This is a genomic window from Aneurinibacillus sp. Ricciae_BoGa-3 (assembly GCF_028421645.1).
GTDB lineage: Bacteria > Bacillota > Bacilli > Aneurinibacillales > Aneurinibacillaceae > Aneurinibacillus_B.
Genome location: NZ_CP116887.1, coordinates 585308 through 611104 on the forward strand (window position 1 = coordinate 585308; position 25797 = coordinate 611104).

At 48.4% G+C, this 25797-nt stretch carries 23 protein-coding genes and 1 riboswitch; of the genes, 20 read left to right on the top strand and 3 right to left on the bottom strand.

The features are described from left to right. Nucleotides 1-79: 79 nt before the first annotated feature. Nucleotides 80-181: riboswitch (purine riboswitch) on the top strand. Between the two features lie 120 nt (nt 182-301). The 5 genes from guaA (at nt 302) to PP175_RS03170 (ending at nt 7027) form a co-directional block, all read left to right on the top strand. Beyond that, nucleotides 302-1840, top strand: coding sequence for a glutamine-hydrolyzing GMP synthase (gene guaA, locus PP175_RS03150; protein ID WP_272441403.1), 1539 nt, complete (start codon nt 302-304; stop codon nt 1838-1840). Between the two features lie 265 nt (nt 1841-2105). After that, a complete protein-coding gene (locus tag PP175_RS03155) occupies nt 2106-3482 on the top strand; it encodes an NCS2 family permease (protein ID WP_272441404.1) in 1377 nt (458 codons plus the stop codon). A gap of 416 nt (nt 3483-3898) precedes the next feature. Continuing rightward, complete coding sequence (locus PP175_RS03160) at nt 3899-5644, top strand: GAF domain-containing sensor histidine kinase (protein WP_272441405.1); 1746 nt, start codon at nt 3899-3901, stop codon at nt 5642-5644. Between the two features lie 5 nt (nt 5645-5649). Further along, on the top strand, nt 5650-6783 hold the full coding sequence (locus PP175_RS03165) for a response regulator (RefSeq protein ID WP_272441406.1): 1134 nt from the start codon (nt 5650-5652) through the stop codon (nt 6781-6783). Nucleotides 6784-6937: 154 nt separating this feature from the next. Beyond that, complete coding sequence (locus tag PP175_RS03170) at nt 6938-7027, top strand: YjcZ family sporulation protein (protein WP_272441407.1); 90 nt, start codon at nt 6938-6940, stop codon at nt 7025-7027. 14 nt (nt 7028-7041) lie between these two features. Here the strand turns inward: PP175_RS03170 and PP175_RS03175 are convergent, their stop codons facing one another. Next, on the bottom strand, nt 7042-7227 hold the full coding sequence (locus PP175_RS03175) for a hypothetical protein (RefSeq protein ID WP_272441408.1): 186 nt from the start codon (nt 7225-7227) through the stop codon (nt 7042-7044). Between the two features lie 559 nt (nt 7228-7786). On the opposite strand from PP175_RS03175, the gene purE reads away from it, so the two are divergent. The 12 genes from purE (at nt 7787) to purD (ending at nt 20661) form a co-directional block, all read left to right on the top strand. Then, complete coding sequence (gene purE, locus PP175_RS03180; RefSeq protein WP_272441409.1) at nt 7787-8275, top strand: 5-(carboxyamino)imidazole ribonucleotide mutase; 489 nt, start codon at nt 7787-7789, stop codon at nt 8273-8275. A gap of 31 nt (nt 8276-8306) precedes the next feature. Continuing rightward, nucleotides 8307-9443, top strand: coding sequence for a 5-(carboxyamino)imidazole ribonucleotide synthase (gene purK / locus PP175_RS03185; RefSeq protein WP_272441410.1), 1137 nt, complete (start codon nt 8307-8309; stop codon nt 9441-9443). Further along, nucleotides 9440-10735: an adenylosuccinate lyase gene (purB, locus tag PP175_RS03190; protein WP_272441411.1), complete on the top strand. Its 1296-nt coding sequence runs from the start codon at nt 9440-9442 to the stop codon at nt 10733-10735. Before purK ends, purB begins: the two co-directional genes overlap by 4 nt. Before the next feature lie 52 nt (nt 10736-10787). Further along, entirely contained in the window at nt 10788-11507 is a 720-nt protein-coding gene (gene purC / locus PP175_RS03195; protein WP_272441412.1) for a phosphoribosylaminoimidazolesuccinocarboxamide synthase, read from the top strand. Further along, entirely contained in the window at nt 11500-11748 is a 249-nt protein-coding gene (gene purS, locus PP175_RS03200; protein ID WP_272441413.1) for a phosphoribosylformylglycinamidine synthase subunit PurS, read from the top strand. Before purC ends, purS begins: the two co-directional genes overlap by 8 nt. Nucleotides 11749-11751: 3 nt before the next feature. Continuing rightward, nucleotides 11752-12444: a phosphoribosylformylglycinamidine synthase subunit PurQ gene (purQ, locus tag PP175_RS03205; RefSeq protein ID WP_272441414.1), complete on the top strand. Its 693-nt coding sequence runs from the start codon at nt 11752-11754 to the stop codon at nt 12442-12444. Further along, a complete protein-coding gene (gene purL, locus PP175_RS03210) occupies nt 12425-14653 on the top strand; it encodes a phosphoribosylformylglycinamidine synthase subunit PurL (RefSeq protein ID WP_442870415.1) in 2229 nt (742 codons plus the stop codon). The genes purQ and purL overlap by 20 nt, the downstream gene beginning before the upstream one ends. Beyond that, nucleotides 14638-16068 carry an amidophosphoribosyltransferase gene (gene purF / locus PP175_RS03215; protein WP_272441415.1) on the top strand — a complete coding sequence of 477 codons (1431 nt, stop codon included), beginning with the start codon at nt 14638-14640 and terminating at the stop codon, nt 16066-16068. Before purL ends, purF begins: the two co-directional genes overlap by 16 nt. Before the next feature lie 17 nt (nt 16069-16085). Next, complete coding sequence (gene purM, locus PP175_RS03220; RefSeq protein WP_272441416.1) at nt 16086-17126, top strand: phosphoribosylformylglycinamidine cyclo-ligase; 1041 nt, start codon at nt 16086-16088, stop codon at nt 17124-17126. After that, on the top strand, nt 17126-17710 hold the full coding sequence (purN, locus tag PP175_RS03225) for a phosphoribosylglycinamide formyltransferase (RefSeq protein WP_272441417.1): 585 nt from the start codon (nt 17126-17128) through the stop codon (nt 17708-17710). The genes purM and purN overlap by 1 nt, the downstream gene beginning before the upstream one ends. A gap of 57 nt (nt 17711-17767) precedes the next feature. After that, nucleotides 17768-19306 (top strand): bifunctional phosphoribosylaminoimidazolecarboxamide formyltransferase/IMP cyclohydrolase, encoded by a 1539-nt coding sequence (purH, locus tag PP175_RS03230; protein ID WP_272443162.1) that lies wholly within the window; start codon nt 17768-17770, stop codon nt 19304-19306. A 68-nt stretch (nt 19307-19374) separates the two neighbouring features. Next, nucleotides 19375-20661, top strand: coding sequence for a phosphoribosylamine--glycine ligase (purD, locus tag PP175_RS03235; RefSeq protein ID WP_272441418.1), 1287 nt, complete (start codon nt 19375-19377; stop codon nt 20659-20661). 4 nt (nt 20662-20665) lie between these two features. On the opposite strand, the gene PP175_RS03240 is transcribed toward purD, so the two are convergent. Continuing rightward, a complete protein-coding gene (locus PP175_RS03240; RefSeq protein ID WP_272441419.1) occupies nt 20666-20797 on the bottom strand; it encodes an EYxxD motif small membrane protein in 132 nt (43 codons plus the stop codon). 297 nt (nt 20798-21094) lie between these two features. Next, complete coding sequence (locus PP175_RS03245; RefSeq protein WP_272441420.1) at nt 21095-21361, bottom strand: YgaP family membrane protein; 267 nt, start codon at nt 21359-21361, stop codon at nt 21095-21097. An 84-nt stretch (nt 21362-21445) separates the two neighbouring features. Here PP175_RS03245 and PP175_RS03250 point away from each other — a divergent pair, with 84 nt between their 5' ends. From PP175_RS03250 to PP175_RS03260, 3 genes are all read left to right on the top strand, one after another. Then, on the top strand, nt 21446-23224 hold the full coding sequence (locus PP175_RS03250; RefSeq protein ID WP_272441421.1) for an adenine deaminase C-terminal domain-containing protein: 1779 nt from the start codon (nt 21446-21448) through the stop codon (nt 23222-23224). A 289-nt stretch (nt 23225-23513) separates the two neighbouring features. Next, nucleotides 23514-24737 carry a branched-chain amino acid ABC transporter substrate-binding protein gene (locus PP175_RS03255; protein ID WP_272441422.1) on the top strand — a complete coding sequence of 408 codons (1224 nt, stop codon included), beginning with the start codon at nt 23514-23516 and terminating at the stop codon, nt 24735-24737. Between the two features lie 103 nt (nt 24738-24840). Further along, nucleotides 24841-25794, top strand: a complete 954-nt coding sequence (locus tag PP175_RS03260) for a branched-chain amino acid ABC transporter permease (RefSeq protein ID WP_272443163.1) — start codon at nt 24841-24843, stop codon at nt 25792-25794. Nucleotides 25795-25797: the final 3 nt, after the last annotated feature.

Sequence of the window (25797 nt, forward strand, 5' to 3'; positions counted from 1 at the left end):
GGGTCCTTTTTTCGTCTCGACAACGGTTAGGGTTGTAGAAGCTTAATTCTTCTGGTAAACTATTTTCGTCACAATTCAACAAATTGGTACTCAATCTACTCGTATAATGTCAGGAATATGGCCTGGAAGTTTCTACCGAACAACCGTAAATTGTTCGACTACGGGATCAGAACCTGCCTAAGTCTATCACGCCGGTATTCTGTCCCTGTTTCAGGGAGACAGTATGCCGGCTTTTGGTTTTTATGGGTGATAATTGTTAACAATAGAGGTAGAGAATCACACTTTGGAGGGGAATTACGAAATGGACAAGCCGAACGACCTGATCGTGGTACTGGATTTTGGCGGCCAGTACAATCAACTTATCGCACGCCGCGTGCGTGATCTCGGGGTATTTAGTGAACTGGTGCCCTATAATATAACGGTAGAAAAACTTCGGGAACTTAATCCCAAAGGCATCATCTTTTCAGGTGGTCCGGCAAGTGTATATGAAGAAAATGCACCTCATTCGGACACGCGTATTTACGATATGGGGGTGCCGATCCTCGGTATATGCTATGGGATGCAGTTGATGTCCCATCATCTTAAGGGTAAGGTTGAAAGGGCGAACATTCGTGAATACGGAAAGTCCACTATCAACATCCACAATAAGACGCCTTTCTTTACAGGCATGGATGATATAGAAACGGTGTTAATGAGCCACACCGACAAGGTTATTGAAGTGCCGGAAGGGTTCAAGATTGATGCAAGCAATGAGTCATGCCCGGTAGCGGCTATCAGCCACCCTGGAAAGAATTTTTACGGCGTGCAGTTCCATCCAGAAGTGCGCCATTCCGTTCGCGGCAATGAGATGCTAAAGAATTTTCTGTTTGATGTCTGCGGATGCGAAAAAACCTGGTCGATGGAAAACTACATTGAAATGATGGTCAGCGAGATTCGAGAGAACGTTGGCGATAAAAAAGTGCTGTGTGCACTAAGCGGCGGTGTGGATTCATCTGTTGTAGCTGTGCTGATTCATAAAGCGATTGGGGATCAGTTAACCTGCATGTTTGTCGACCATGGACTTCTGCGCAAAGGCGAAGCGGAAAGTGTCATGGAAACATTCTCCCAGGGCTTCCACATGAACGTAATAAAAATCGCTGCAGCCGAACGTTTTCTAACCAAATTAAAAGGTGTGGCTGATCCGGAGAAAAAAAGAAAAATCATCGGCAATGAATTTATTTACATTTTTGAGGAAGAGGCAGGAAAATTAAAGGATATGGATTTTCTGGCTCAGGGAACGTTGTATACTGACATCGTGGAGAGCGGTACGGCGACTGCACAGACGATTAAGTCTCATCATAATGTTGGCGGACTGCCGGAAGACATGAAGCTGAAACTGATTGAACCGTTAAATAAATTGTTCAAAGATGAAGTGCGTAAAGTGGGGGAAGAGCTCGGGCTTCCGCATGACATCGTTTGGCGCCAGCCATTCCCGGGTCCGGGCTTAGGCATCCGGGTGCTGGGCGAAGTCACAGAAGAAAAGCTGGAGATTGTCCGGGAATCCGATTATATTCTGCGGGACGAGGTAAAAAAGAATGGACTGGAAAAGGAGATCTGGCAGTACTTCACCGTTTTGCCTGATATCCGCAGTGTGGGTGTGATGGGGGACTACCGGACGTATGACTACACGATTGGGATTCGTGCGGTAACCTCCATTGACGGCATGACAGCCGATTGGGCCCGTATTCCGTACGAAGTACTTGAGAAAATATCGGTGCGCATTGTAAATGAAGTGCCCCATGTTAACCGGGTCGTGTATGACATTACGTCTAAGCCGCCCGCAACCATTGAGTGGGAGTAAAAGCTGAATAATAACCGAACGAATAAGTTTGATATAAACATATTGTTCGGATTTGTTATTGACATAGGATGAAAGGCTTGATAAACTGTTACCTGTGTTACAGAGAAGTGATAGTGATTAAAGTCTTATCATCCTTTGTTTTTACACGGTTATCTATAGAAAGTCATGGCCTTATCAGATTGTGGTCAAACGATTGAAGCAAGGAAGAAGCCGAACGTTTGACCAATGGCTAACAAATAGTTACTTGGAAAGAAAGGGAGACACAATGGATAAGTTCTTTCAGCTGCGTGAGAACAAAACGAATGTAAGAACAGAAATACTGGCAGGTATCACGACATTTATTGCGATGGCGTATATCCTGATCGTTAACCCTATTACCCTGACAGCAGGCGGGGCGACTGGCATGGATTTCAATGCTGTATTTGTAGCAACCGCGGTTGGTGCAGGATTGGTTACGCTATTAATGGGTCTTCTGGTGAATTATCCGCTGGCTTTAGCGCCCGGAATGGGCTTGAACGCGTATTTTGCTGCTGTAGTTTTAGGTTCCGGCGGGCATATCACCTGGCAAGTCGGACTGGCAGCTGTCTTTATTTCAGGCATTATTTTTATCATTTTAACCTTAACGAAAATTCGCCAGATTTTGCTTGATGCTGTTCCTGAATCCATCCGAAATTCCATCACAGTGGGCATTGGCCTTTTTATCACCATTATCGGATTTAAAACAAGTGGCATAATCGGTGTCTTTTATATAGGAAAGGATGCGGCAAAACCGCTGTCCCTCATTAACAGCAATGACTGGCTTCTCCAACTCGGGAATTTTGCACAGGATAAGGCAATTCTACTAACTTTAATTGGTCTTTTAATTACCGGCGTGCTTATGGTAACTCGTGTGCAAGCCGCCATTTTAATCGGTATTATTGTAACGACAATAATTGGAATACCAATGGGAGTTACCGATCTGGCTTCATTGAGCAAGGCCCACTGGATTCCAAGCTTCAGCCACCTGGCTATCGGCCAGCTCGATTTTAAGGGTGCATTCAGCACTGGACTGTTGACGCTTATCTTTACCTTCACGTTTGTTGAGTTGTTTGATACCTTTGGGACGCTTACAGGTACAGCCGCAAAAGCAGGTCTTCTGGACAAACCCGACTCCCGCAAAAAAATTGGCCAGGCTATGCTCGTCGATGCTGGCGGTGTGAGTCTGGGTGCATTGCTTGGTACAAGTACCATTACCGCTTTTGTTGAGAGCGCAGCCGGCGTTGCGCAGGGTGGACGGACCGGTCTTACATCAGTAACCACCGGAATCCTGTTTATCTTAGCCCTTTTCCTGGCACCGCTGGCCCTGATCGTTCCGGCACAGGCTACTGCGCCAGCTCTTATTATCGTCGGTGTGTTGATGATGGGTGCGGTTCGTCATATTGATTGGGATAACATGGTACACGCTATTCCCGCATTCCTAACTATTATCATGATGCCGCTCACTTATTCGATTGCAAATGGAATCTCCTTTGGCATTATCTTCTATGTGGTGCTGGCCACAGCTAGCAATTTTGCAGGCGGCAAAAATAAAGTTCACTGGATGATGTGGGTATTAACCGTGCTTATCCTAATACGATTCATTTATACGGATTTAAACGTGTAGTTCCATAGTAAGGGCCCGTTCTAAGAGAGCGGGCTTTTTTGCTGTGTATCTATTACACGAGCTGGCCCTAAATATTAACAAACTCTGACAAAGGCAAAATTTGCACACCCCTTTTTCTGACAAATAATGTACTTATTATTCAATTCATTTTATAATTAGCCATAATGTAATAGAACGAAGCCAAAACTGAGGGATAGCTATGAGAAAAAAGTTGTGTAATTGGCTTGCTGCGAGTCTCGCTGTACCTTTATTTTTCAGTTTTATGTTTGCGCTTTCAGCTAACTTATTAACCGTTAAATTATTGATAAACGTTTTTATCCAGCCTTATGTATCTTTTCTCTTTCTGCTGTTGATTAGTGGTTTCAGCCTCCTGTTTTTTCGCCGGTTTAATAGAATGCTGGATGTAATCATAGCAGATGTGGACATGGATCAAGGGAAAAAAAGCACTGCGCTGGTTTTCCCGCGGCTTTATTGTTTGGAGTGCGTCATTCTTTATCGTTATTTCTGTGCTTCTATCCTACCAGCTCTTCAGGACGTCTGAGCTGGCCCTATTCTCCTTTTTTACCTGTATTGGTGTTGTCATGACAACGTATTCACCCTTCTATTTTGGAATTCTTGTTCAGGTCTATAAGTATTCGTACCGGCATGGTTCAGCGGTGTATATGAATCTGGCAGCGTGGTCGCGCAGCGCAGCTATCTCGATCACTATCGCCCTTTCAGGCATTTTTGTCACGACCACACTGTTTGTGTATATCATCGCTAAAACAATAGGGAATGCGATTACGCTTACCGATGTACTAAACCGGGCGGTCACTGTCAGTTTCATTATCGGCGTCCCGGTTATTCTATTAATTATGACGATCCGCCGCTTCTATTTTCAACAGCTCAAGCAGAAGCAAATCCAGCTTCGGTCTCTGCAGGAGGTGTCAGAAAAGCTGTATAAGAATCTCGACTTGGAAGATGACTTCTTAAAGGATGTCGTCGTAACCGTTAGAGACGTCATTGGGGCCAAATATGCGGCTCTGGCCCTTTTTACGGAAGAAAGGAAAATAGCTCGTTTTATTTACGCAGGCTGGGATGGCATGCCAGGGATGAGTCTGCCAGAGGGCAGAGGTCTCCTGGGCCACCTTGCAAATGTGAAGCACCCGGTGCGCACTTCTTCTGTTGCCCGGCACCCCAAAGCTGCCGGCGCCCCGGACGGCCACCCGTTGATGGAATCATTTCTTGGGGTGCCAATTCTGTATGAAGGCAACGTAATCGGAAGCTTTTATTTAACGAATAAAGTCGGTGCGGTTCAGTTTACTAAAGAAGATGAAGAGATGGTAGAGTTGTTCAGCCGTTCGCTTGGCATCGCAATAAAAAATAGCCAGTACGTCCAGGAATTGATAGGGGAACATAAGGCCGCTCAGGAAGCCGCAAGACTAAAAAGCCAGATTTTATCCACGACCAGCCATGAACTTCGGACTCCGCTTCATGCGATTATTGGTTACTCCGAAATTTTAATCGATTCATTGAAAGACACGCTAACGAACAAACAGATGGCAAACTTGGAGAGAATAAAGGAAAGCGGTTCCCATTTGCAGGCCCTTATTAACGATATTCTTTCTTTCTCCAAAATGGATTCTGGAAGCATACCGCTGGAGAAGCGGCGTTTTTCGCTTCATTCGGTGATCCAGTTCTGTATCCATAATACGTCCGGCCTGCTCCGCGGCAAGCCCGTTACTTTTACGGTTACTGGTGAGGAACACCTTTTCCTATACAGTGATGAACAGAAAATTAAACAGGTGATGATGAACCTTCTGTCAAACGCGGTTAAGTTTACAGAAGAGGGATGCATAACGATAGATGTTTCCAGTGATAAGGGCTTGTTGCAGATTACAGTACAAGATACGGGAATAGGCATACCTGAGGAGAAAATCGATGAAATCTTTCAACCATTCAAACAGTTGGATGGCTCCCTTTCCCGCAAATACAGTGGAACAGGTCTTGGGCTAGCGATTACGAAGGGGCTTACCGATGTGTTGGGCGGCAGCCTAACGGTTAAAAGTAATCCAGGGAAGGGATCGTGTTTTACGGTTAAAATTCCGGTTGAAATAGAAAGTCCAGTAGAAAAAGGGGACAGAGGCTATGTAATGGCGGTGCATGCCATGGAGGGGGAGTAACTCATATGAGATTAGAGATAACGGCATCCGGGTCATTACTGATGAAACCGGACATTGAGAAGTCTACCATTCTGCTGGTAGACGATGAATTATTCAACCTTGATATCCTAGATCAGCTGCTTTCGGCTCAGCATTATAATACCTATACGGCTTTGAGCGGCAGGGAGGCGCTGAAAATCATTGAAGAGAACGATATCGATCTAGTTCTGTTGGATATTATGATGCCAGATATGAATGGTTATGAAGTACTCAGGAAAATAAAGAGCCGGACAGATAGGTTTATCCCGGTTATTATGGTTACCGCCCTGGATAGCCGGGACGACAGGCTTCTGGCTCTTGAATATGGCAGCGATGATTTCTTAACGAAGCCGATTGATAGAGTCGAGCTTTTTGCAAGAGTTAAAACCTTGCTGCAGACCAGACATTTTTATAAACAGCTTGTTTCAGCGAACCAGCGGCTTGAGGTGGAGGTAAAGAAGAGGACAGCGGAATTGGAGAAAGCTTTTAAGAACTTAAAGAACTTAAACGCAACATTAGCCAGAAGCAGCCGCAAAATTGTACAGCACCTTTCCTCTGCCGCTGAATTTAAAGATCCTGAAACAGCCGCCCACATTCAACGGATCAGCCATTACACAGGTGTGCTTGCCCGGGCTTATGGGTTGCACCCCGCGGAAGTTGATTTGCTAGTGGATGCAAGCCCGATGCATGACATCGGCAAAATAGGTGTACCGGACCATATTCTTTTGAAGCCGGGGAAGCTCACAGCCGAGGAATTTGAAATCATGAAGGAGCATACAACCATCGGATATAAAATTTTATCGGATACGGAATTTCCGCTTCTGCGACTGGCAAGTGAGATTGCGCTGACACATCATGAGAAATACGACGGAACCGGTTATCCTAATGGAATGTCCGGCAGAGATATTCCGTTGAGCGGTAGAATCGTAGCGGTTGTGGATGTGTTCGATGCCCTTACGAGCAGCAGGCCATATAAGGAACCCTTTTCTAATGAAACTGCCTATAGTATCATTCGCAAAGGCAGCGGAACTCACTTTGATCCGAATATGGTCAACTTGTTTTTCGATGTTCTTCCTGAGATTGAGTCTATACAAAAAACATACCAGGATAGAGAAGGATAGCCCGCCAAATAGGTGGGCGTCTTTTTTTTTATGTCAATTATAGGCATTCGTCCAAACAGCGGAGGGGCGCAGGGCATATGGTAAAGCATGAGCATCACTCAAAATTCTTTATTCGCAAAAGGAAACATTAAAAACCAAGAAAGAGGTGTGTTACATGAGCTGTGGCGGCAATGGAATTGGAGAAATCGGGGTCATTCTGGTGTTGTTCATCCTGCTTGTTGTCATTGCTTGCTCCTGTGATTGATAGGTGCACCCGCATCAACTTACCACGGCATGGGCAGGAGCACAGGCGTAACGCCGGGATAGGGCATACAGTGATAGCGTAAGCGATACAACCTCGTAAATAAATGGGTAATCAGCGAAAGGAGAGATTGGCATGAGTTTTTTCGGTGACAGAAGAGAAATTGGGGTAATTTTGGTTCTTTTCATCCTGCTTGTAATCATAGCGTGCTCCTGCGATTGATTCAATAGTCTGTACCACATTTGATAAGAAGGGAGCTGACCAGCATGAGTTTCTTCGGTGAAGGCAGAGAGATCGCGGTAATTCTCGTACTCTTCATCCTGCTCGTAATCATCGCCTGCGCATGTGACTGATAAACGACAATCGGGGTTATCAAATCATCCCGGCTACCTGTAATAGGGGCTGGGATGTTTGTTTTACAGATTAAAGGCGAATGTTAATCAAAATTTTATATATAATGTTCGGAAATGATATTGACAGTTTGCGTGCACCCTTGGTACACTAAAGGTGAAATCAGGGGATATGCAGGCAATTCAATAGTAAGTAGAAAGTGGCTCTAGGGTTCCGCGGCAGCTAAGCCGGCAGGTCCAAGCGAGCCAGGTGCAAATTAGCGCTACACCGTAGGGGGAAAAGCCCAGGCGGTAGGTTTCTCACGCCGCAAGGGGAAATCTACCGTTTGGGCTTTTTTTATGAATAGGACAGCATATGGGTTGCTATTCAAATAAGAGCTTTTTATGAGTGTCATAAAGGAGGACAGGGATCATGGCGAATCCGATTGTAGGCGTCATTATGGGCAGCGTCTCGGACTGGGAGACGATGAAAGAGGCCTGTGCGATTCTTGATGAGTTAGAAATCCCCTATGAAAAACAAGTCGTATCCGCCCACCGAACACCTGATTTAATGTTTAGTTATGCGGAAACGGCAGCCGAACGGGGCATTGAGGTTATTATAGCGGGAGCAGGCGGTGCCGCTCATCTGCCAGGTATGGTAGCCGCAAAAACCATGCTGCCTGTTATTGGCGTGCCGGTTAAATCTTCAACATTGAATGGGCTCGATTCGCTTCTCTCTATTGTACAGATGCCAGGCGGTGTGCCGGTGGCCACCGTCGCAATTGGCAAGGCGGGTGCTGTGAATGCAGGCCTGCTGGCTGCGCAGATACTAGGGATTAAATACCCGGCGGTTCGCGCGAATTTGGAGAACAGACGGGAAGCGGTAAAACAAAAGGTGCTGGAGGCGGACCCGCTCATATGAAAAACAAAAAAAGGATACGGCCAGCCGCATTATGCCGCCGGGTGCTGCAATTGGCATTCTTGGCGGAGGGCAGCTGGGAAGAATGATGGCGCTGGCGGGCAGAACAATGGGGTACCGCTTCATTACGCTGGACCCGACGGAAGATTCGCCAGGTGGACAGGTATCAGACCACCAGATTGTAGCCAATTATGATGATAGAACAGGCGCAGCAGATTTGGCCGCCCACAGCAACGTCATTACGTATGAGTTTGAAAACGTAGATGCAGGTACAGCCGCGATCCTCGAAAAAGAATCTTTTGTACCCCAGGGGAGCGAGCTGCTGCGGATAACGCAGAATCGCATCCGGGAGAAAACAACATTAAATTCGATCGGCATTCCTGTGGCACCTTTTCAGGTGATAAACAGCGTGGAAGAAGCGGAACAGGCCGCGCACGAACTTGGCTTGCCTCTGGTAATGAAAACGGCCACGGGCGGCTACGATGGCAAAGGGCAGAAGGTTATTGACACCCTGCAGGAAGTCCGTAATGCTTTTGAGCAACTTTCTGTCTTTAAAGCCGATTTAATCCTAGAGAAGTTTATCCCGTTTACAAAAGAAATTTCGGTTATTGCGGCCCGAAGCCTGTCCGGTGAGATTCGCACGTTTCCGGCAGCGGAAAATGTCCATCGCCGCAATATTCTTCATCTGTCAATTGTACCTGCCCGCATACCTGATACATTAGAAGCGGATGCAAAGCGGCTTGCGGAAGAAATTGCGGACAAATTAGATGTTATCGGGCTGATTGCTGTGGAGATGTTCGTGACGCAAGAGGGTCACCTATTGGTGAATGAACTGGCGCCCCGACCGCATAACTCGGGACACTACACGATGGACGCCTGTGTGACCTCACAGTTTGAACAGCATATCCGTGCCATTTGCGGATTGCCCCTGGGATCGACACGGCTGCTTACACCTGTGGTAATGGTAAATGTGCTTGGTGAGCACCTCCAACCGCTATTGGAGAGGGTTAACGAACTACCTGATATGGTAAAGCTTCATTTATACGGGAAGAAAGAAAGCAAACCGCAGCGGAAAATGGGCCATCTCAACGTACCGGCCCAGTCGGTTGAAGAAGCGCTGCAAATAATCGACACTTTAGAAATTTGGACGACGACGGAGGTTGGACAATGATTCAACGGTATACACGCCCAGAAATGGCGGCCATTTGGACGGAAGAAAACAAATTTCAAGCCTGGTTAAAAGTTGAGATTTATGCTTGTGAGGCATGGGCAGAACTGGGTGTCATTCCGAAAGAGGATGTTAAGAAACTATGGCAAAATGCCCGATTTGACATCGAACGCATTTACGAAATTGAACAGGAGACGCGCCATGATGTGGTTGCTTTTACGCGCGCGGTTTCCGAGACGATTAAGGGCGATGAGAAGAAATGGGTGCACTACGGTCTGACTTCCACGGATGTTGTCGATACGGCGCTTTCCTATCTGCTCCTGCAGGCGAACGAAATCATTGAAAAAGACCTGGAACGCTTTATCGATATTCTCAAGTCAAAAGCACAGGAGCACAAATATACCGTCATGATGGGCCGCACACACGGCGTTCACGCAGAACCCACTACATTCGGCTTAAAAATGGCGCTCTGGCATGAAGAGATGAAGCGCAACCTTGACCGATTCCGCCACGCGAAGAAAAATATTGCGTTCGGAAAGATCTCCGGCGCAGTTGGCACATACGCCAACATCGATCCGTTTGTTGAGGCGTATGTCTGCGAGAAACTTGGGCTTGAAGCAGCTCCTATCTCCACCCAGACGCTGCAGCGCGACCGCCACGCGGAATATATGGCGACGCTCGCCCTTATCGCAACCTCCCTTGATAAGTTTGCTGTAGAGGTGCGCGGACTGCAGAAGAGTGAGACGCGGGAAGTAGAAGAGGCTTTTGCGAAAGGACAGAAAGGTTCATCTGCGATGCCGCACAAGCGCAACCCAATCGGGAGCGAGAATATTTCCGGGCTTGCCCGCGTGCTGCGGGGACATATGCTCTCCGCGTACGAAAATGTGCCGCTCTGGCACGAACGGGATATCTCCCATTCATCTGTTGAGCGGGTTATTCTGCCGGATGCCACCCAGCTTATTAATTACATGCTGAATCGCTTCGGCAACATCATTAAAAACCTAACCGTATTCCCGGAAAATATGAAGCGGAACATGGATCGGACGTTCGGCCTTATCTACTCACAGCGCGTTCTTCTTAAGCTGATCGATAAAGGATTAAGCCGCGAAGAAGCGTACGATACGGTTCAGCCGCGTGCGATGCAGGCTTGGGAAGAACAGCGTTCGTTCCGCGGCATTATTGAAGCGGATCCGAAGGTTAAGCAGCTTCTCACAGCGGAAGAGATCGCTGAATGCTTTGATTACAGCTGGCATTTAAAGCATGTAGATACCATTTTTGATCGTCTTGGTCTGTAAGTTAATAGGTGAGTTGAAATAAACAAAACAACCGAACGGGGAGGAACACAAGGTGAACAAGCAGGAGATGCTTTATGAAGGAAAGGCGAAACGGATTTACCGCACGTCGGAGCCAGGCGTATATTTGGTGGAATATAAGGATGACGCAACTGCATTTAACGGCCAGAAGAAAGCGCAGATAACAGGTAAAGGGAAGCTTAACAACCGGATCACCTCCATTTTCTTCCGCATGCTGAAGGAAAAGGGTATCCAAAACCACTTTATCCAGGAGTTGTCTGACACTGAACAGCTTGTCCGCCAGGTAGAGATTATTCCGATCGAGGTCGTCGTCCGCAATGTAGCTGCCGGATCACTCGCAAAGCGCCTTGGAATGGAAGAGGGAACGCCTCTTTCCCGTCCGGTTGTTGAATTTTATTTCAAAAACGATGAATTAGGAGACCCGCTGATCAATGATTCACACGTTGACGTGTTGGGCATAGCTTCCGAGTCTGACAGGAAACAGCTGCGGCAGATGGCCCTTGAGGTTAACGAGGTACTGAACGCGTACATGAAGGAGCGCAGCATTCTGCTGATCGATTTTAAACTGGAGTTTGGCCGCACACCTGAGGGCGAGATTCTACTTGCTGATGAAATTTCTCCGGATACGTGTCGGTTCTGGGATGCCACCACTAATGAAAAACTCGATAAAGACCGCTTCCGCCGCGACCTTGGGGGCGTGGAAGATGCTTATAAAGAAATTTTAAAACGCTTAGGAGGAGAAATGCATGTTTAAGGCTGTTGTATATGTCACGCTGAAAGAATCTGTATTAGATCCGCAGGGAAACGCCGTTCAAGGCTCCCTGCATTCCCTGGGCTTTGACGAAGTACGCGATGTTAGAGTTGGCCGTTACATGGAAGTGGAACTGGAGGCCGCCAATAAGGAAGCCGCAGAGGAAAGGCTAACAGAAATGTGTGAGAAGCTGCTTGCCAATACAGTTATCGAAGATTATCACTTTACGGTGACGGAGGGATAAGCCATGAATTGTGCAGTAGTCGTCTTTCCGGGTTCGAATTGTGATATTGACATGTACAAAGCAGTAGAAGACTGCCTGCAGCAGCCGGTTGAATATGTCTGGTATACCAATTCTGATTTTTCGAAGTTTGATTGTATTTTTCTTCCGGGCGGATTTTCTTATGGGGATTATCTTCGTCCAGGCGCGATGGCAAGTCTTGCTCCAGCTATGGATGGCATTAAAAAAGCTGCTAGTGAAGGCAAACTTGTGATGGGAATATGCAACGGTTTTCAGATGCTAACGGAAGCCCGCCTGCTTCCGGGAGCGCTGCGCCGCAATGACCATTTGAAGTTCCGCTGTGAAATCACCAGGCTTCGCGTAGAAAACAGCGGCACCATCTTTACATCTGAATATGAGGAAGATGAAATCATCAATATTCCGATTGCCCACGGCGACGGGAATTATTATTGCGATGAACAGACGTTGTCTGAACTGAGCGCAAATAACCAGATTGTTTTTCGCTATGCAGAAGAAAACCCAAATGGATCTGTTGACAATATTGCCGGAATTATAAATAAAGAGGGCAACGTACTGGGGATGATGCCGCATCCGGAGCGCGCGGTGCACGAATGGCTGGGTTCTGATGATGGCAAGCGGATGTTTGCTTCGATTTTACACAACTGGAGGGAGAAAAACGGTGCAGCACAAAGAGCCTAATGCACAGCAGATAGCTGAGGAGAAAATTTACCGCCAGATGGGACTCACCGATGCAGAGTTTGACAAAGTCATTGAAATACTCGGACGTAAACCGAATTATACGGAAACCGGGTTGTTCAGTGTTATGTGGTCCGAGCATTGCAGCTACAAGAACTCCAAGCCTGTATTGCGCCGTTTTCCAACGAAAGGCCCGCGCGTCCTGCAGGGTCCTGGAGAAGGCGCTGGCATTGTGGACATCGGCGACAATCAAGCGGTTGTATTTAAAGTTGAAAGCCACAACCATCCATCGGCTGTAGAACCGTACCAGGGCGCCGCAACCGGTGTTGGCGGTATTATCCGCGATGTATTTTCAATGGGAGCACGTCCAATTGCCATGCTTAACTCCCTGCGTTTCGGTGAATTAGATAACGCGCGGGTCAAATATTTATTTGAGCATGTAGTAGCAGGAATTGCTGGGTATGGCAACTGTATGGGTATTCCAACCGTTGGCGGTGAAGTCGTATTTGATCCGTGTTATGAGGGCAATCCGCTCGTGAACGCGATGTGTGTAGGCCTTATTGATCACGACAAAATCCAAAAAGGCGTGGCTAAGGGAATCGGAAATCCTGTCATGTATGTAGGCGCTGCAACAGGCCGGGACGGCATTCACGGCGCCACATTTGCTTCTGAAGAGTTAAGCGAAGAGTCGGAGGCCAAACGTCCGGCTGTACAGGTAGGCGATCCATTTATGGAGAAGCTGCTTCTGGAAGCCTGCCTGGAGTTAATTGAGACGGGTGCAGTTGCCGGCATTCAGGATATGGGCGCAGCAGGCCTTACATCTTCCAGTGCAGAGATGGCCAGTAAAGCAGGAAACGGGATTGAACTGAATCTGGATCTCTTGCCGCAGCGGGAAAAAGGCATGACGCCGTATGAAATGATGCTTTCTGAATCGCAGGAGCGGATGCTGGTCGTCGTGGAAAAGGGACGCGAGGCGGAAGTGGAAGCGGTATTTACGAAATGGGGCCTGCATGCCGTGGTGATTGGCCGTGTGACCGATGATGGCAAACTTCGCCTTCTTCATGAAGGTCAAGTGGCCGCTGAAGTTCCAGTAGACAGCCTGGCTGAAGATGCGCCTGTGTATCACAAGCCATCAGCGGAACCTTCCTACTACGGAGAGTTTGCAGAAACCGACACGTTAGCTATTGAAGAGCCTGCAGATTACAAAGAAGCTCTGCTGGGCGTACTTTCTGCACCTACAGTGGCAAGCAAAGAATGGGTATATTCGCAGTATGATTACATGGTTCGGACGAATACGGCTGTTCGGCCTGGTTCGGATGCTGCTGTTATAGCGATTCGGGGCACACGCAAAGCCTTAGCGATGAGCATCGACTGCAACGGGCGTTACGTTTACCTGGATCCGCAGGTTGGCGGAGCGATCGCAGTAGCTGAATCGGCCCGCAATGTCGTCTGCTCAGGCGCGGAGCCGCTCGCGATTACCGATTGCCTCAACTTTGGCAGCCCGGAAAAACCTGAAATCTTCTGGCAGTTTGAGAAAGCTGTGGATGGAATGAGTGAAGCCTGCCTGAAACTGGGCACGCCGGTTATTGGCGGAAACGTGAGCCTTTATAATGAAACAGTCGGCGAGGCGATTTATCCAACGCCTGTCGTCGGGATGGTTGGATTAGTTCATGATACGGACCATATCACCACACAGAATTTCAAGAATGCCGGTGATGTTATTTTCCTGCTGGGTGAAACAAAAGCGGAAATTGGCGGTTCGGAGTATCAGAAATACGTGACGGGCTCGATCAGCGGCCGTCCGCCACAGATTAATCTCGAAATAGAGCACGCTCTTCAGCACACAGTTTTAACCGCCATCCAGAACGGATGGGTGGCTTCAGCCCATGACTTGGCGGAAGGCGGCCTGGCCTCTGCCCTTGTTGAATCGAGTGAACATGGGCTTGGCGCCAAGATTGACTGGACCATTGATCTGCGGCCGGATTTTGCCCTTTTTAGCGAATCGCAGTCCCGTATTCTTGTCAGCGTGAAGCCGGAGCACGCCTCCGGGCTTGCTGCCCTTGCACAGGCCAACGGCATGATGTGCACACAGCTCGGACAGGTCGGCGGAAATGGGACACACATCGCGATCAATGGACAAGAGGTTATTAGCGCACCGGTATCTGATTTCAAAAAGGCGTGGAAGGATGCGATCGCATGTCAGATGGCATGAACAGAGAGCACGACGATTTGTGGGATAAGTTAAATGAAGAATGTGGGGTTTTCGGGGTGTATAACCACCCTGATTCTCCCCAGTTAACCTATTATGGCATCCATGCGCTTCAGCACCGTGGCCAGGAAAGCGCAGGTATTTGCGCTTCAGATGGTGAAAGGTTCACGTATCACAGAGGGATGGGACTCGTGACAGAAGCGTTCAGCAATGATGAGCTTAGCAAGATATTTGGCAGGACTGCGATCGGCCATGTCCGCTATACGACTGCGGGAGACAGCCGAATTGAAAATGCCCAGCCGCTTGTGTTTAAATACAACAACGGCAGCCTCGCGTTAGCACACAATGGTAACCTGGTAAACGCAGAACAGGTCAGGCATCAATTGGAAAGACAGGGATCAATTTTTCAGACGACAAGTGATACGGAAGTAATAGCCCATCTCATTGCACGATCGGGCTATGAAATAGAAGAAGCGGTTAGAGAATCTCTGCGGATGATTAAAGGAGCGTATGCTCTTTTGATTATGACGGAAGATAAACTTATTGCAGCACTTGATCCAAACGGGCTTCGTCCACTTTCGCTTGGAAAACTGGGTGATGGGTATGTGCTCGCGTCGGAAACATGTGCATTTGAAGTAGTAGGGGCTTCCTACCTGCGCGAAGTAGAGCCGGGCGAAATGATTATCATTGACGAGAATGGGATTCGCTCTGAACGTTTCAGCGGCCAGACGCAGCGTTCCATCTGTTCTTTTGAATACATTTATTTCGCGCGCCCTGACAGCGATATCGACGGCATTAACGTACACCAGGCACGTAAAGAGCTTGGCCGTATGCTTCAGAAGGAAGCGCCTATAGAAGCCGATGTGGTAACGGGCGTTCCAGATTCAAGCATTTCTGCGGCCATCGGCTATGCAGAAGCAGCGGGGCTTCCTTATGAACTGGGCCTGGTTAAAAACCGGTATGTTGGGCGGACTTTTATCCAGCCTAATCAGGAAATGAGGGCACGGGGCGTGCGCATGAAACTTAGCGCCGTTCGAAAAGTTGTGGAAGGCAAGCGCGTCGTCATGATTGATGATTCCATTGTGCGCGGCACAACAAGCGGGCGCATTGTCAGCATGCTGCGGGAGGCGGGCGCCAAAGAAGTGCACGTTCGCATTAGCTCTCCGCCGGTAAAAAATCCATGTTTCTACGGAATTGATACGTCCAGCCGGGAAGAATTGATTGCCGCTGATAAAACCGTTGAGGAAATCCGCGAGTTCATCGGCGCAGATTCGCTATACTTTCTATCGCCGGAGGGCATGATAGAAGCGATTGGCCGCCCTGATAATGAGCCCAATCGCGGGCACTGCCTGGCCTGTTTTAACGGATGCTACCCGACTGAAATCTACGAAGACACAAAGAACTGTGTGGCTAAATAGCCTGGGGAGGAAATCTCATGAGCGAAGCTTACAAAAAGGCGGGTGTCGATATTGACGCCGGCAATGAAGCCGTAGAGCGGATGAAGAAGCATGTCAAGCGTACCTTCCGCCCGGAGGTGCTCACAGACTTGGGCGGATTCGGGGCTTTATTTGGGCTGGACAGTAAGAAATATAAGAATCCCGTGCTTGTATCCGGAACAGATGGAGTTGGCACGAAGCTCAAGATTGCCTTTAGCATGGACAAGCACGATACAATCGGGATCGATGCGGTCGCCATGTGTGTGAATGATATTGTTGTGCAAGGTGCGGAACCGCTGTTTTTCCTCGATTACCTTGCGTGCGGCAAGGTTGTGCCAGAGCGCATTGAAGCGATTGTAAAAGGGATCGCAGATGGCTGCGAACAGGCTGGCTGCGCATTAATTGGCGGTGAGACGGCAGAAATGCCGGGAATGTACCAGACGGATGAATATGACATCGCGGGCTTTAGTGTAGGCGCGGCGGATCGGGATCAAATCATTGACGGGAAAACAATTGAGCCGGGAGATGTACTGATCGGGATGGCATCCAGCGGAATCCACAGCAATGGCTTCTCCCTTGTGCGAAAAGTTCTGCTCGAAGATGCCGGGTTGTCGCTGGAAGATGAAGTAGAACAGCTTGAGAGCAGGCTGGGGGATGTGCTACTGACTCCGACTCGCATTTACGTAAAAGCTTGTTTAAAGCTGATGGAACAAGTCAAGGTGAAAGGCTTCGTCCATATTACAGGCGGCGGCTTCTACGACAACATTCCGCGTGTTCTTCCTGCCGATGTTTCGGCCAGAGTAGAGTTTGGGTCATGGCCGGTCCCCCCTGTATTTTCACTTATTCAGGATAAAGGAAGCATTTCTATGGCTGATATGTTTCGCACATTTAATATGGGTATAGGCATGATTGCTGTGGTTAAGAATGAGGATACGGTGGAAGCGATTCGGATTCTTGAAGCAGCGGGCGAGAAAGCATACCTGCTTGGGCGCATTGTGCCAGGGCGTCGCAGCGTTGAGGTAGGCGGGGTGGCCCCATAATGAAAATTGCAGTGTTTGCTTCAGGCAGCGGCTCCAATTTTGCTGAGATCGTGGAGGCGATTCGCAAGCAAACTCTAACAGATGTGGAAGTGGCGCTCCTCGTATGTGACAAGCCCGGCGCCCATGTTACCAATCGAGCCGCCGGCTACGGTATTCCGTTCTTCGCGTTTAACCCGAAAGAATATGCGGATAAGGCCGCCTATGAAGTGGAAATCCTAACGCGGTTAGAGGAGCGTGGCATTGAGCTCGTCGTGCTTGCGGGGTATATGCGCTTGATCGGGGATACGCTGCTACAAGCTTATGGCGGGCGCATTATTAACCTTCATCCCTCCCTGCTTCCAGCTTTCCCGGGAAAAGATGCAATTGGGCAGGCGCTGCGTGCCGGTGTTAAAATAACTGGGATAACGGTTCATTTTGTAGATGAAGGATTGGATAGCGGCCCGATTATTGCTCAGCGCCCAATTCCGGTACAACCTGGCGATACAGACCAGCTGCTTGCAGCCCGGATCCACGAAGAGGAACACAGGCTGCTGCCTGAAGTGATCCAGTCCATTGCAAGCGGCCATGTGCGTCTTGGCGTATAAGAGGGTTCTTACACGTTGCGACATATTTCACGAACAGAGGAGAGCGGAAAAATCATGATTCCAGTGAAACGCGCGCTCATTAGCGTATCAGATAAAACAGGTGTTGTTGAATTCGCACAACAGCTGGATAAGTTAGGGATAGAGATTGTTTCAACAGGCGGCACTTCCAAGCTGCTAAAGGAAGCCGGTGTGAATGTCATAGGCATATCTGAGGTAACCGGTTTTCCGGAGATTATGGACGGGCGTGTAAAAACCCTGCACCCGAACATTCATGGCGGGCTTCTAGCCGTTCGCGATAATGAAAAACATATGCAGCAGCTAGCCGAGCATCAAATCACTCCGATTGAACTCGTAGTGGTGAACCTGTATCCCTTTAAACAAACCATCAGCAAGCCGGGAACTGACTTTGCAGAAGCTATTGAAAACATTGATATCGGTGGGCCGACGATGCTACGCTCCGCGGCTAAGAACCATGCATTTGTAACGGTGGTTGTTGACGCTGCCGATTACGGTACGGTACTTGAGGAAATACAGGCAGGCGGTGTGCGTGATGAGACGCGGCGCAAATTAGCAGCAAAAGTTTTCCGGCATACCGCAGCATATGATGCTTTAATTTCGCAATACTTATCCGAGCACGCGGGCGAAGATATGCCGGAGACTTATACCGTTACATACGAGAAAGTCCAGGATTTACGCTATGGAGAAAATCCGCACCAGGAAGCTGCCTTTTACCGCGCTCCGCTGGCAGTGGAAGGCAACATGGCTACGGCAAAGCAACTTCATGGCAAGGAGCTTTCCTACAACAATATTAATGACGGCAATGCAGCCCTTGGCATTGTAAAAGAATTCAACCAGCCGGCAGTCGTAGCGGTTAAGCATACGAATCCGTGCGGTGTCGGCATTGGCGAAACCATTTATGAAGCGTACCAGAAAGCGTATGAGTCTGATCCGGTCTCGATTTTTGGCGGAATTATTGCAGCCAATCGGACGATTGACAGGGAAACAGCTCTTGCCTTAAAAGAAATTTTCCTTGAGATTATTATGGCCCCTGGATTTACCGATGAAGCGCTTGAAATTCTGCAAGCAAAGAAAAATCTGCGTCTGCTTGAGCTCGGAGATGTTAGTGCGAAACACAGCGCGGACTATAAGCTAACGAGCGTTGAAGGCGGCATGCTGATCCAGTCGGAAGATGTGAAGCAGATTACGGAGCAGGACTTAACCGTTGTAACTGACCGCAAGCCGACGGCAGAGGAAATCGAGCAGCTTCTTTTCTCCTGGAAAATTGTAAAGCATGTGAAATCCAATGCGATTGTTTTGTGCCGGGACAATATGACAATCGGTGTCGGAGCAGGCCAGATGAACCGTGTCGGATCGGCGCGCATTGCGATTGAACAGGCTGGCGACAAAGCGAAGGGAAGTGTGATGGCTTCGGATGCGTTCTTCCCAATGCCTGATACGCTGGAGGAAGCGGTTAAAGCCGGTATTACCGCGATTATCCAGCCTGGCGGCTCCATTCGGGATGAAGATTCCATTAAAGTGGCGAATGAACACGGCATCGCCATGGTGTTTACAGGGGTACGGCATTTTAAACACTGACAAAAAACTCAAGACTCGCGGGTGGCAAAACATCGCTTATTTATGGTAGTGAGAAGGAGGAGAACTGGATGAAGGTGCTCGTAGTTGGAAGCGGCGGGCGCGAACACGCCCTCGTATGGAAGCTTAACCAGAGCCCGCTTGTTAGCGAAGTATACTGTGCGCCAGGCAATGCTGGCATTGCGTCCATCGCGCGGTGTGAAGCTATCGACACAGAAGATTTCGCGGGGCTGGCTGATTTGGTAAATCGCGAAGACATTGGAATGACCGTTATCGGTCCGGAAAATCCTCTTCTTGATGGCATTGTTGATTATTTCGAGGAGCGCGGGCTGCCTGTGTTTGGGCCGCGCAAAAATGCCGCACTCATTGAGGGCAGCAAGACATTTGCCAAGGATTTAATGAAGAAATACGGCATCCCAACAGGTGCATACCAATCTTTTACAGACTATGAAGAAGCGCTCGCCTACATCAAACAGCAAGGGGCACCAATCGTCATCAAGGCTGATGGACTGGCTGCAGGTAAAGGCGTAGTGGTTGCTGCAACGCTTGAAGAAGCAGTGGATGCTATCCGGTATATGCTACAGGACGGCGCATTTGGCCAGGCAGGTTCTCAAGTGGTGGTGGAAGAATTCCTGCAAGGGGAAGAGATGACGATTCTTTCCTTTGTGGATGGCACAACGGTTATCCCTATGGTGCCTTCCCAGGATCACAAGCCGGTCTTCAACGGCGATAAAGGCCCGAACACAGGTGGAATGGGCACGTATTCCCCGGTTCCCCATATTGATGAACAAGTGGTTCAAAAGGCAGTGGAAACGATTGTCAAGCCCACTGCCCGGGCTATGGTGCAAGAAGGGCGGCCTTTTCGGGGTATCTTATATACCGGATTGATGATTACCGAAAAAGGCCCTATGGTTATCGAATACAACGCACGTTTTGGCGACCCGGAAACACAGGTGGTGCTGCCGCGGCTGAAAAGCGACCTGGCTGAAATCTTTCTCGCTGTAATCGAAGGCAACCTTGACAAGCTTCCGACAATAGAGTGGCGGGAGGAAGCGGCCGTTTGCGTCGTCATGGCTTCAGGCGGTTACCCGGGCCCTTACGACAAGGGCCACGTCATTCAAGGTCTGCCGAATAACACGGATACCGTAACGGTTTTTCATGCTGGCACCGCCTCCAAAGATGGTGAGATCGTAACGGCAGGCGGGCGCGTGCTTGGCGTTACGGCAATAGGCAGCGATTTATATGAGGCCCAGGACCGGGCTTATACGGCCATCCGTTCGATTTCTTTTGACGGGGCGCATTATCGCAGCGATATTGGAGATAAGGCGCTGCGTCAGGCAAAAAACAAAAGAGTTTAGCCGATCATGATTTATAGCGGCTGCGTGATTTATCTTTATACTTAGCCCACAGGTATGCGACGATGGCAATCGTAGCCGCAACCGTTAGGATAACATAGAATCTGTCGCTAAAAACTTCCCACAGCAATCGGTTCATACTGCGACCTCCTTTTTACAGGCATACTCGTGTACTCGCGAGCATGCCTGTTTTTAGTTCTGGTATACATAGTATATTTGGCTTCAAAGGATTAAACTTCTTTTCTGCTGGGACCGATAGGTCCCTTTCTCTTTTGATATGGAAAGTTTATGTGCTTCACAGTGTTGCAGTGCCTTGAGCGATTTTTTAAATGGGACCTTCGGTCCCGAATCACCCAAGAAAAACATCGTGAGACGCAGCGGCCGTAAAAACCTTATGAGGGGAAAGGAGAGGGCGGTATGGCCTGCGATGTTTTTCTCATGAACGATTCCGTGCATATCTTGCAATGCGGTACGGCTTTTTACCCGGATTATACGAGTCAATTCGCGTATCGATCTGCAATACGGCAAGCATCGGGCAATATCTCACAATACCTTCGGCCACCTTCATGGCGAATAGGACGGCCCACATAATAGGGGATATGTTCTGTGGTTTCCGTACAATGCGGGCTGTTACCCAGGCCAGGCCAGCTAATCCGATTACAATTCTAATCATGGCATCAATCGTTCCAACGTTTTTTCTCATAAGTGTTCCTCCCTGCATTAAGCTAGATAAGATGACAAAATTTTTTCACAATGTTACGATTAAATAAAAAGGAGAGACTCAGGCATGATACGAAAACCGCTTCGCCCGCTTGGTTCGGAAGGCATCAGAATGTTAATGGATGTATCACGCAGGCTGCAGCCGGCAACAACATGGATTAAAGACGCACGTGTATTAAACGTGTACACTGGGGAGGTTCTAAGGCAGCAGGTTTCTTTATATAACGATCGAATCGCCTATGTCGGCGAAAAGGAACCGCTTATAGACGAGAACACACTTATCATTGAAGCCGAGCCGTATGTTCTTGTTCCCGGATACATCGAACCACACTCCCATCCTTTTCAGTTTTATAATGTCAAAACGCTCGGAGAATATGCATTAACCCGCGGAACAACTTCCATTATGATGGACACGATGGTTTTTCATAATACGCTCAAGTTAGAACATGTATTGAAAATAATGGATTACAGTATGCAGCTACCTGTGAAAAATTTCTGGTGGGCCAAGCTTGATCCCCAATCCAGAAACCCGGAACTGATTAAACGCTACACAGTTGATAATATCCGGGCCATCATGGAGCACCCAAGAACCATTCAGGCGGGCGAGCTGACCGATTGGGTACCATTGCTTGAGGGAGATGATGTGCAGGTTGAAGGGATGCGCCTGGCAAAAGAATACGGTCTGCGGGTAGAGGGGCATCACCCTGGAGCATCGACGGAAACGTTGAATGCGGTTACAGCTGCTGGCGTAACCGCCTGTCATGAAGCCATGACCGGCGAAGAGGTGGTGCGGCGGCTGCGTCTTGGATTGTACGCACACTTGCGCCATTCTTCCATCCGGCCTGATGTTCCAAAGCTAGTCTCTGATTTGCTCAAAGAAGATATTCGCTCATGGGAGCGCATTATGTTCACAACGGATGGTTCAACGCCGCCCTTTCTGGAGCACGGCGTAACGGATTACTTGTTAAAGCTGGCCATGGACGAAGGGCTTGATCCGGCAGTCGCTTACCGACTGGCTACGCTCAATCCGGCTGTCTATTACGGGCTGGATGATGAAATAGGCGGAATCGCCCCCGGTAGAATTGCGGATATTTTGTTTCTCCGCGATCTTAAGGATCCCACACCGGTAAAGGTAATGGTTAACGGTGAAATACATAGTGAAGAAGGAAAGCTAGTGCATCCTTTTCCAGAAGCAGACTGGGAGAGTTGGGGGCTATCATCGATTGACGGCAGTTGGCATGCAGATGCAGGTTGGTTTCAAATTAAGGCAGAAGCAGAAGAAGAAGGGTTTCCGGTCATTCGCATGCTGAATGCGGTTATTACTAAATGTAATAATGAGATACTACCGGTTTCCAACGGTAACATTGACATAAAGGATAAAGAGTTTTACCAGTATGTAGCTGCTATCGACAGGAGCGGCAAGAGGGTGAGCTCCGGGGTTGTCCGTGGGTTTGCCCGCACAATTGGCGCCATTGCCAGCACCTACACAGCTTCAGGAGATATTCTTGTTATTGGTGATCATCCGGAGGAAATGGCGCAAGCAGTAAACCAGGCAATCAAGATAGGCGGCGGGATTGTGATGGTAGAAAACGGCGAGGTTTTGTATGCTCTTTCCCTTCCTCTGGGTGGATTTATGACCGATTATCCGATGAATCAGGTGATTCGGGAATCCAAACAACTCGTCGCCCTGCTTCGTGAGAGGGGGCACAAACATATCGATCCGATTTATTCCCTGCTCTTTATGACCGCATTCCATCTGCCGGCTGTACGGCTGGCTGCAGAGGGAGTGATGGACGTAAAAACAGGTGAAATTATTTTTCCGGCGAAAGAATTAACTCCGCTTTAATGCTTTTATGCATTATCGAAACTAAGCACATATACACGCATAAAATATTGATCAAACTAAGGTTGCCCGGTTACACCATCTCTAAGCGACAAAAAGAGCACTTTTTTCATTCGTCAATCGGATGATCAATGTGCTTTTTTTATACGTATTGATGTGCAAAATTTGCACTAATATGATCAAATGAAACTTTATTAATAAAATTATTTTTTATATTGAAAAAATTGAAAAAATTTTTCATAATAGATTGTAGACAGACAAACATCAAACCAATTTAAGAGGGGGTTAATTTATGAAGTATCGTTCACTCATGATGCTGGCAGCTGTGCTGCTTGTGCTCACAGTAGCGCTCAGCGGCTGCGGCAAGAAGGATGCGGCTACGGCGGGCAACGCCCAATCCGGTTCTTCTGATGGAGGCAACGTGGTCAAAATTGCAACGCAAAGCCCGCTGTCAGGTGACTATGCAGCAATGGGCGATTCCATCAAGATGGGAGCAGAACTCGCTGTTTCTGAACAGAAGGATAAATTCAAGAAAATGGGGCTTGATATTCAATTATTCCCGCAGGATGACCAGGGCGATCCGAAAATTGGGGTATCCAATGCGGAAATGCTTGTATCTGATCCGACCGTTCTTGCTGTGGTCGGCCACTTGAATTCAGGTGTTGCGGCTGCATGTGGCCCGAAATACGAAAACGGCCAGCTTGCGGTCGTGTCGCCGGCTAATACAGCCATTGACTTAACAGAGCAGGGATGGAAGACTTTCCACCGCATCTGCGCACGCGACAGTGTACAGGGGCCAGCAGGTGCAGAATATGCGGCTACAAACCTCAAAGTCAAAACTGTGTTTGTTATTCACGATAAAACCAAATACGGTCAGGGCCTCGCGGATGCTTTCAAAGCAGCTGCCGAGAAAAAAGGCATTCAAGTAGTAGGGTATGAAGGAATTGACGCAAAAGAAAAAGAATTCGGCCCGATCTCTATCGAAGTTATGGCTAAGAAACCAGATGCCGTATACTTTGGCGGCATGTACAGCCAAACCGGTCTTTTAATTAAAAAATTAGCGGAAAAGAACTATACGGGATACACACTTTCCGGTGACGGAACAGACAACCCGGAACTTCTGAAAATCGCGGGCGTGGAGAATGTGAAGAAAACGATTATCACTTCTGTAGCAGGTGACGCAACCAAGACAGAGCCAGGCAAAAAGTTTGCCGCTGATTATAAAAAGAAATTCAACATCGACGCTGCCACTTATTCTTCTTATGGTTACGACGCTGCACAAGTTGTGCTGGCGGCCCTTGAGAAGGCTACGAAAGAAAATGGCGGCAAAAAGCCAACACGCGAACAGCTGAACAAAGCCATCTCTGAAACAAAAGATCTCAAAGGTGTGTTCACAACGGTAACATTTGATTCCAAAGGGGATAACGAAAAGGCCGATGTGTTCATCTACAGCTTTGCTGATGGAACGTATCCAGGCAAATATGTGAAAACGATCTCGGCAAGCGCTATTAAGTAAATGATTAATCAAATAGGGGGAAGGGGCGATTACATGCGGGTCGCCCCTTCTTTTAAAATAGACCAGCTCCTCAGAGAAGAGAGGGAAAGATATGGATTACGGAATGTTTGCCTCCATGCTTCCCCAGGTGTTAGTCGATGGATTAACACTAGGGTTTTTGTATGCGGTTGTGGCGCTCGGCTATACGATGGTTTACGGGATACTTGAATTGATTAACTTTGCCCACGGAGAAATTTTTATGGTGGGAGCTTTTATCGGAACGGAACTTTTACTGCTGCTGCAGTCAGCAGGCATACTTGGTGGAATTAATCCATTTGTGTCGCTGGCGATAGCGCTCATAACGGCTATTATTTTGACCGGTGGACTGGGAGTAAGCATCGAGCGCGTTGCATACCGGCCGCTCCGCAACGCACCCAGGCTGGTTGTTCTTATATCTGCTATTGGTGTCTCTTTTCTGCTGCAGGATTTGGTGCGGTTTACAGAAGGGATGGCCCGAAACGCTTTCTACCTGACAGGCCCTACACTATTTAAGAAAGCATACAAAATATCAAGCACCATCACCATTCAGGAAAAATCCATTATCATTATGGTCCTTACCATCGTCATGATGATAGGCTTATCGCTGTTTGTCAACAAAACCAAATGGGGCATCGCGATGAGGGCTGTGGCGCAGGATCAGCAAACCGCCTCGTTGATGACCATTAATGTGAACCGCGTCATCGCGCTTACGTTCTTTATTGGCTCCGGCCTTGGCGGCGCCACAGGCGTGTTATATGCCCAATATTATGGGACAATCGACCCTTATATCGGGTTTCTGCTGGGATTAAAAGCTTTTACCGCTGCCGTGCTCGGAGGGATAGGCAACCTGAAAGGCGCAATGTTTGGCGGTATTCTGCTTGGCCTGTTTGAATCGCTGAGTGCGGCGTTCATGGGGCCGCTGACACACGGTAATTTCGGGGCCGAATACAAGGACGTGTTTGCATTTGCCATCTTAATAATCGTGCTGCTGTTTAAACCTGAAGGTCTCTTCGGTGAAGCAGTGAAAGAGAAAGTGTAGGTG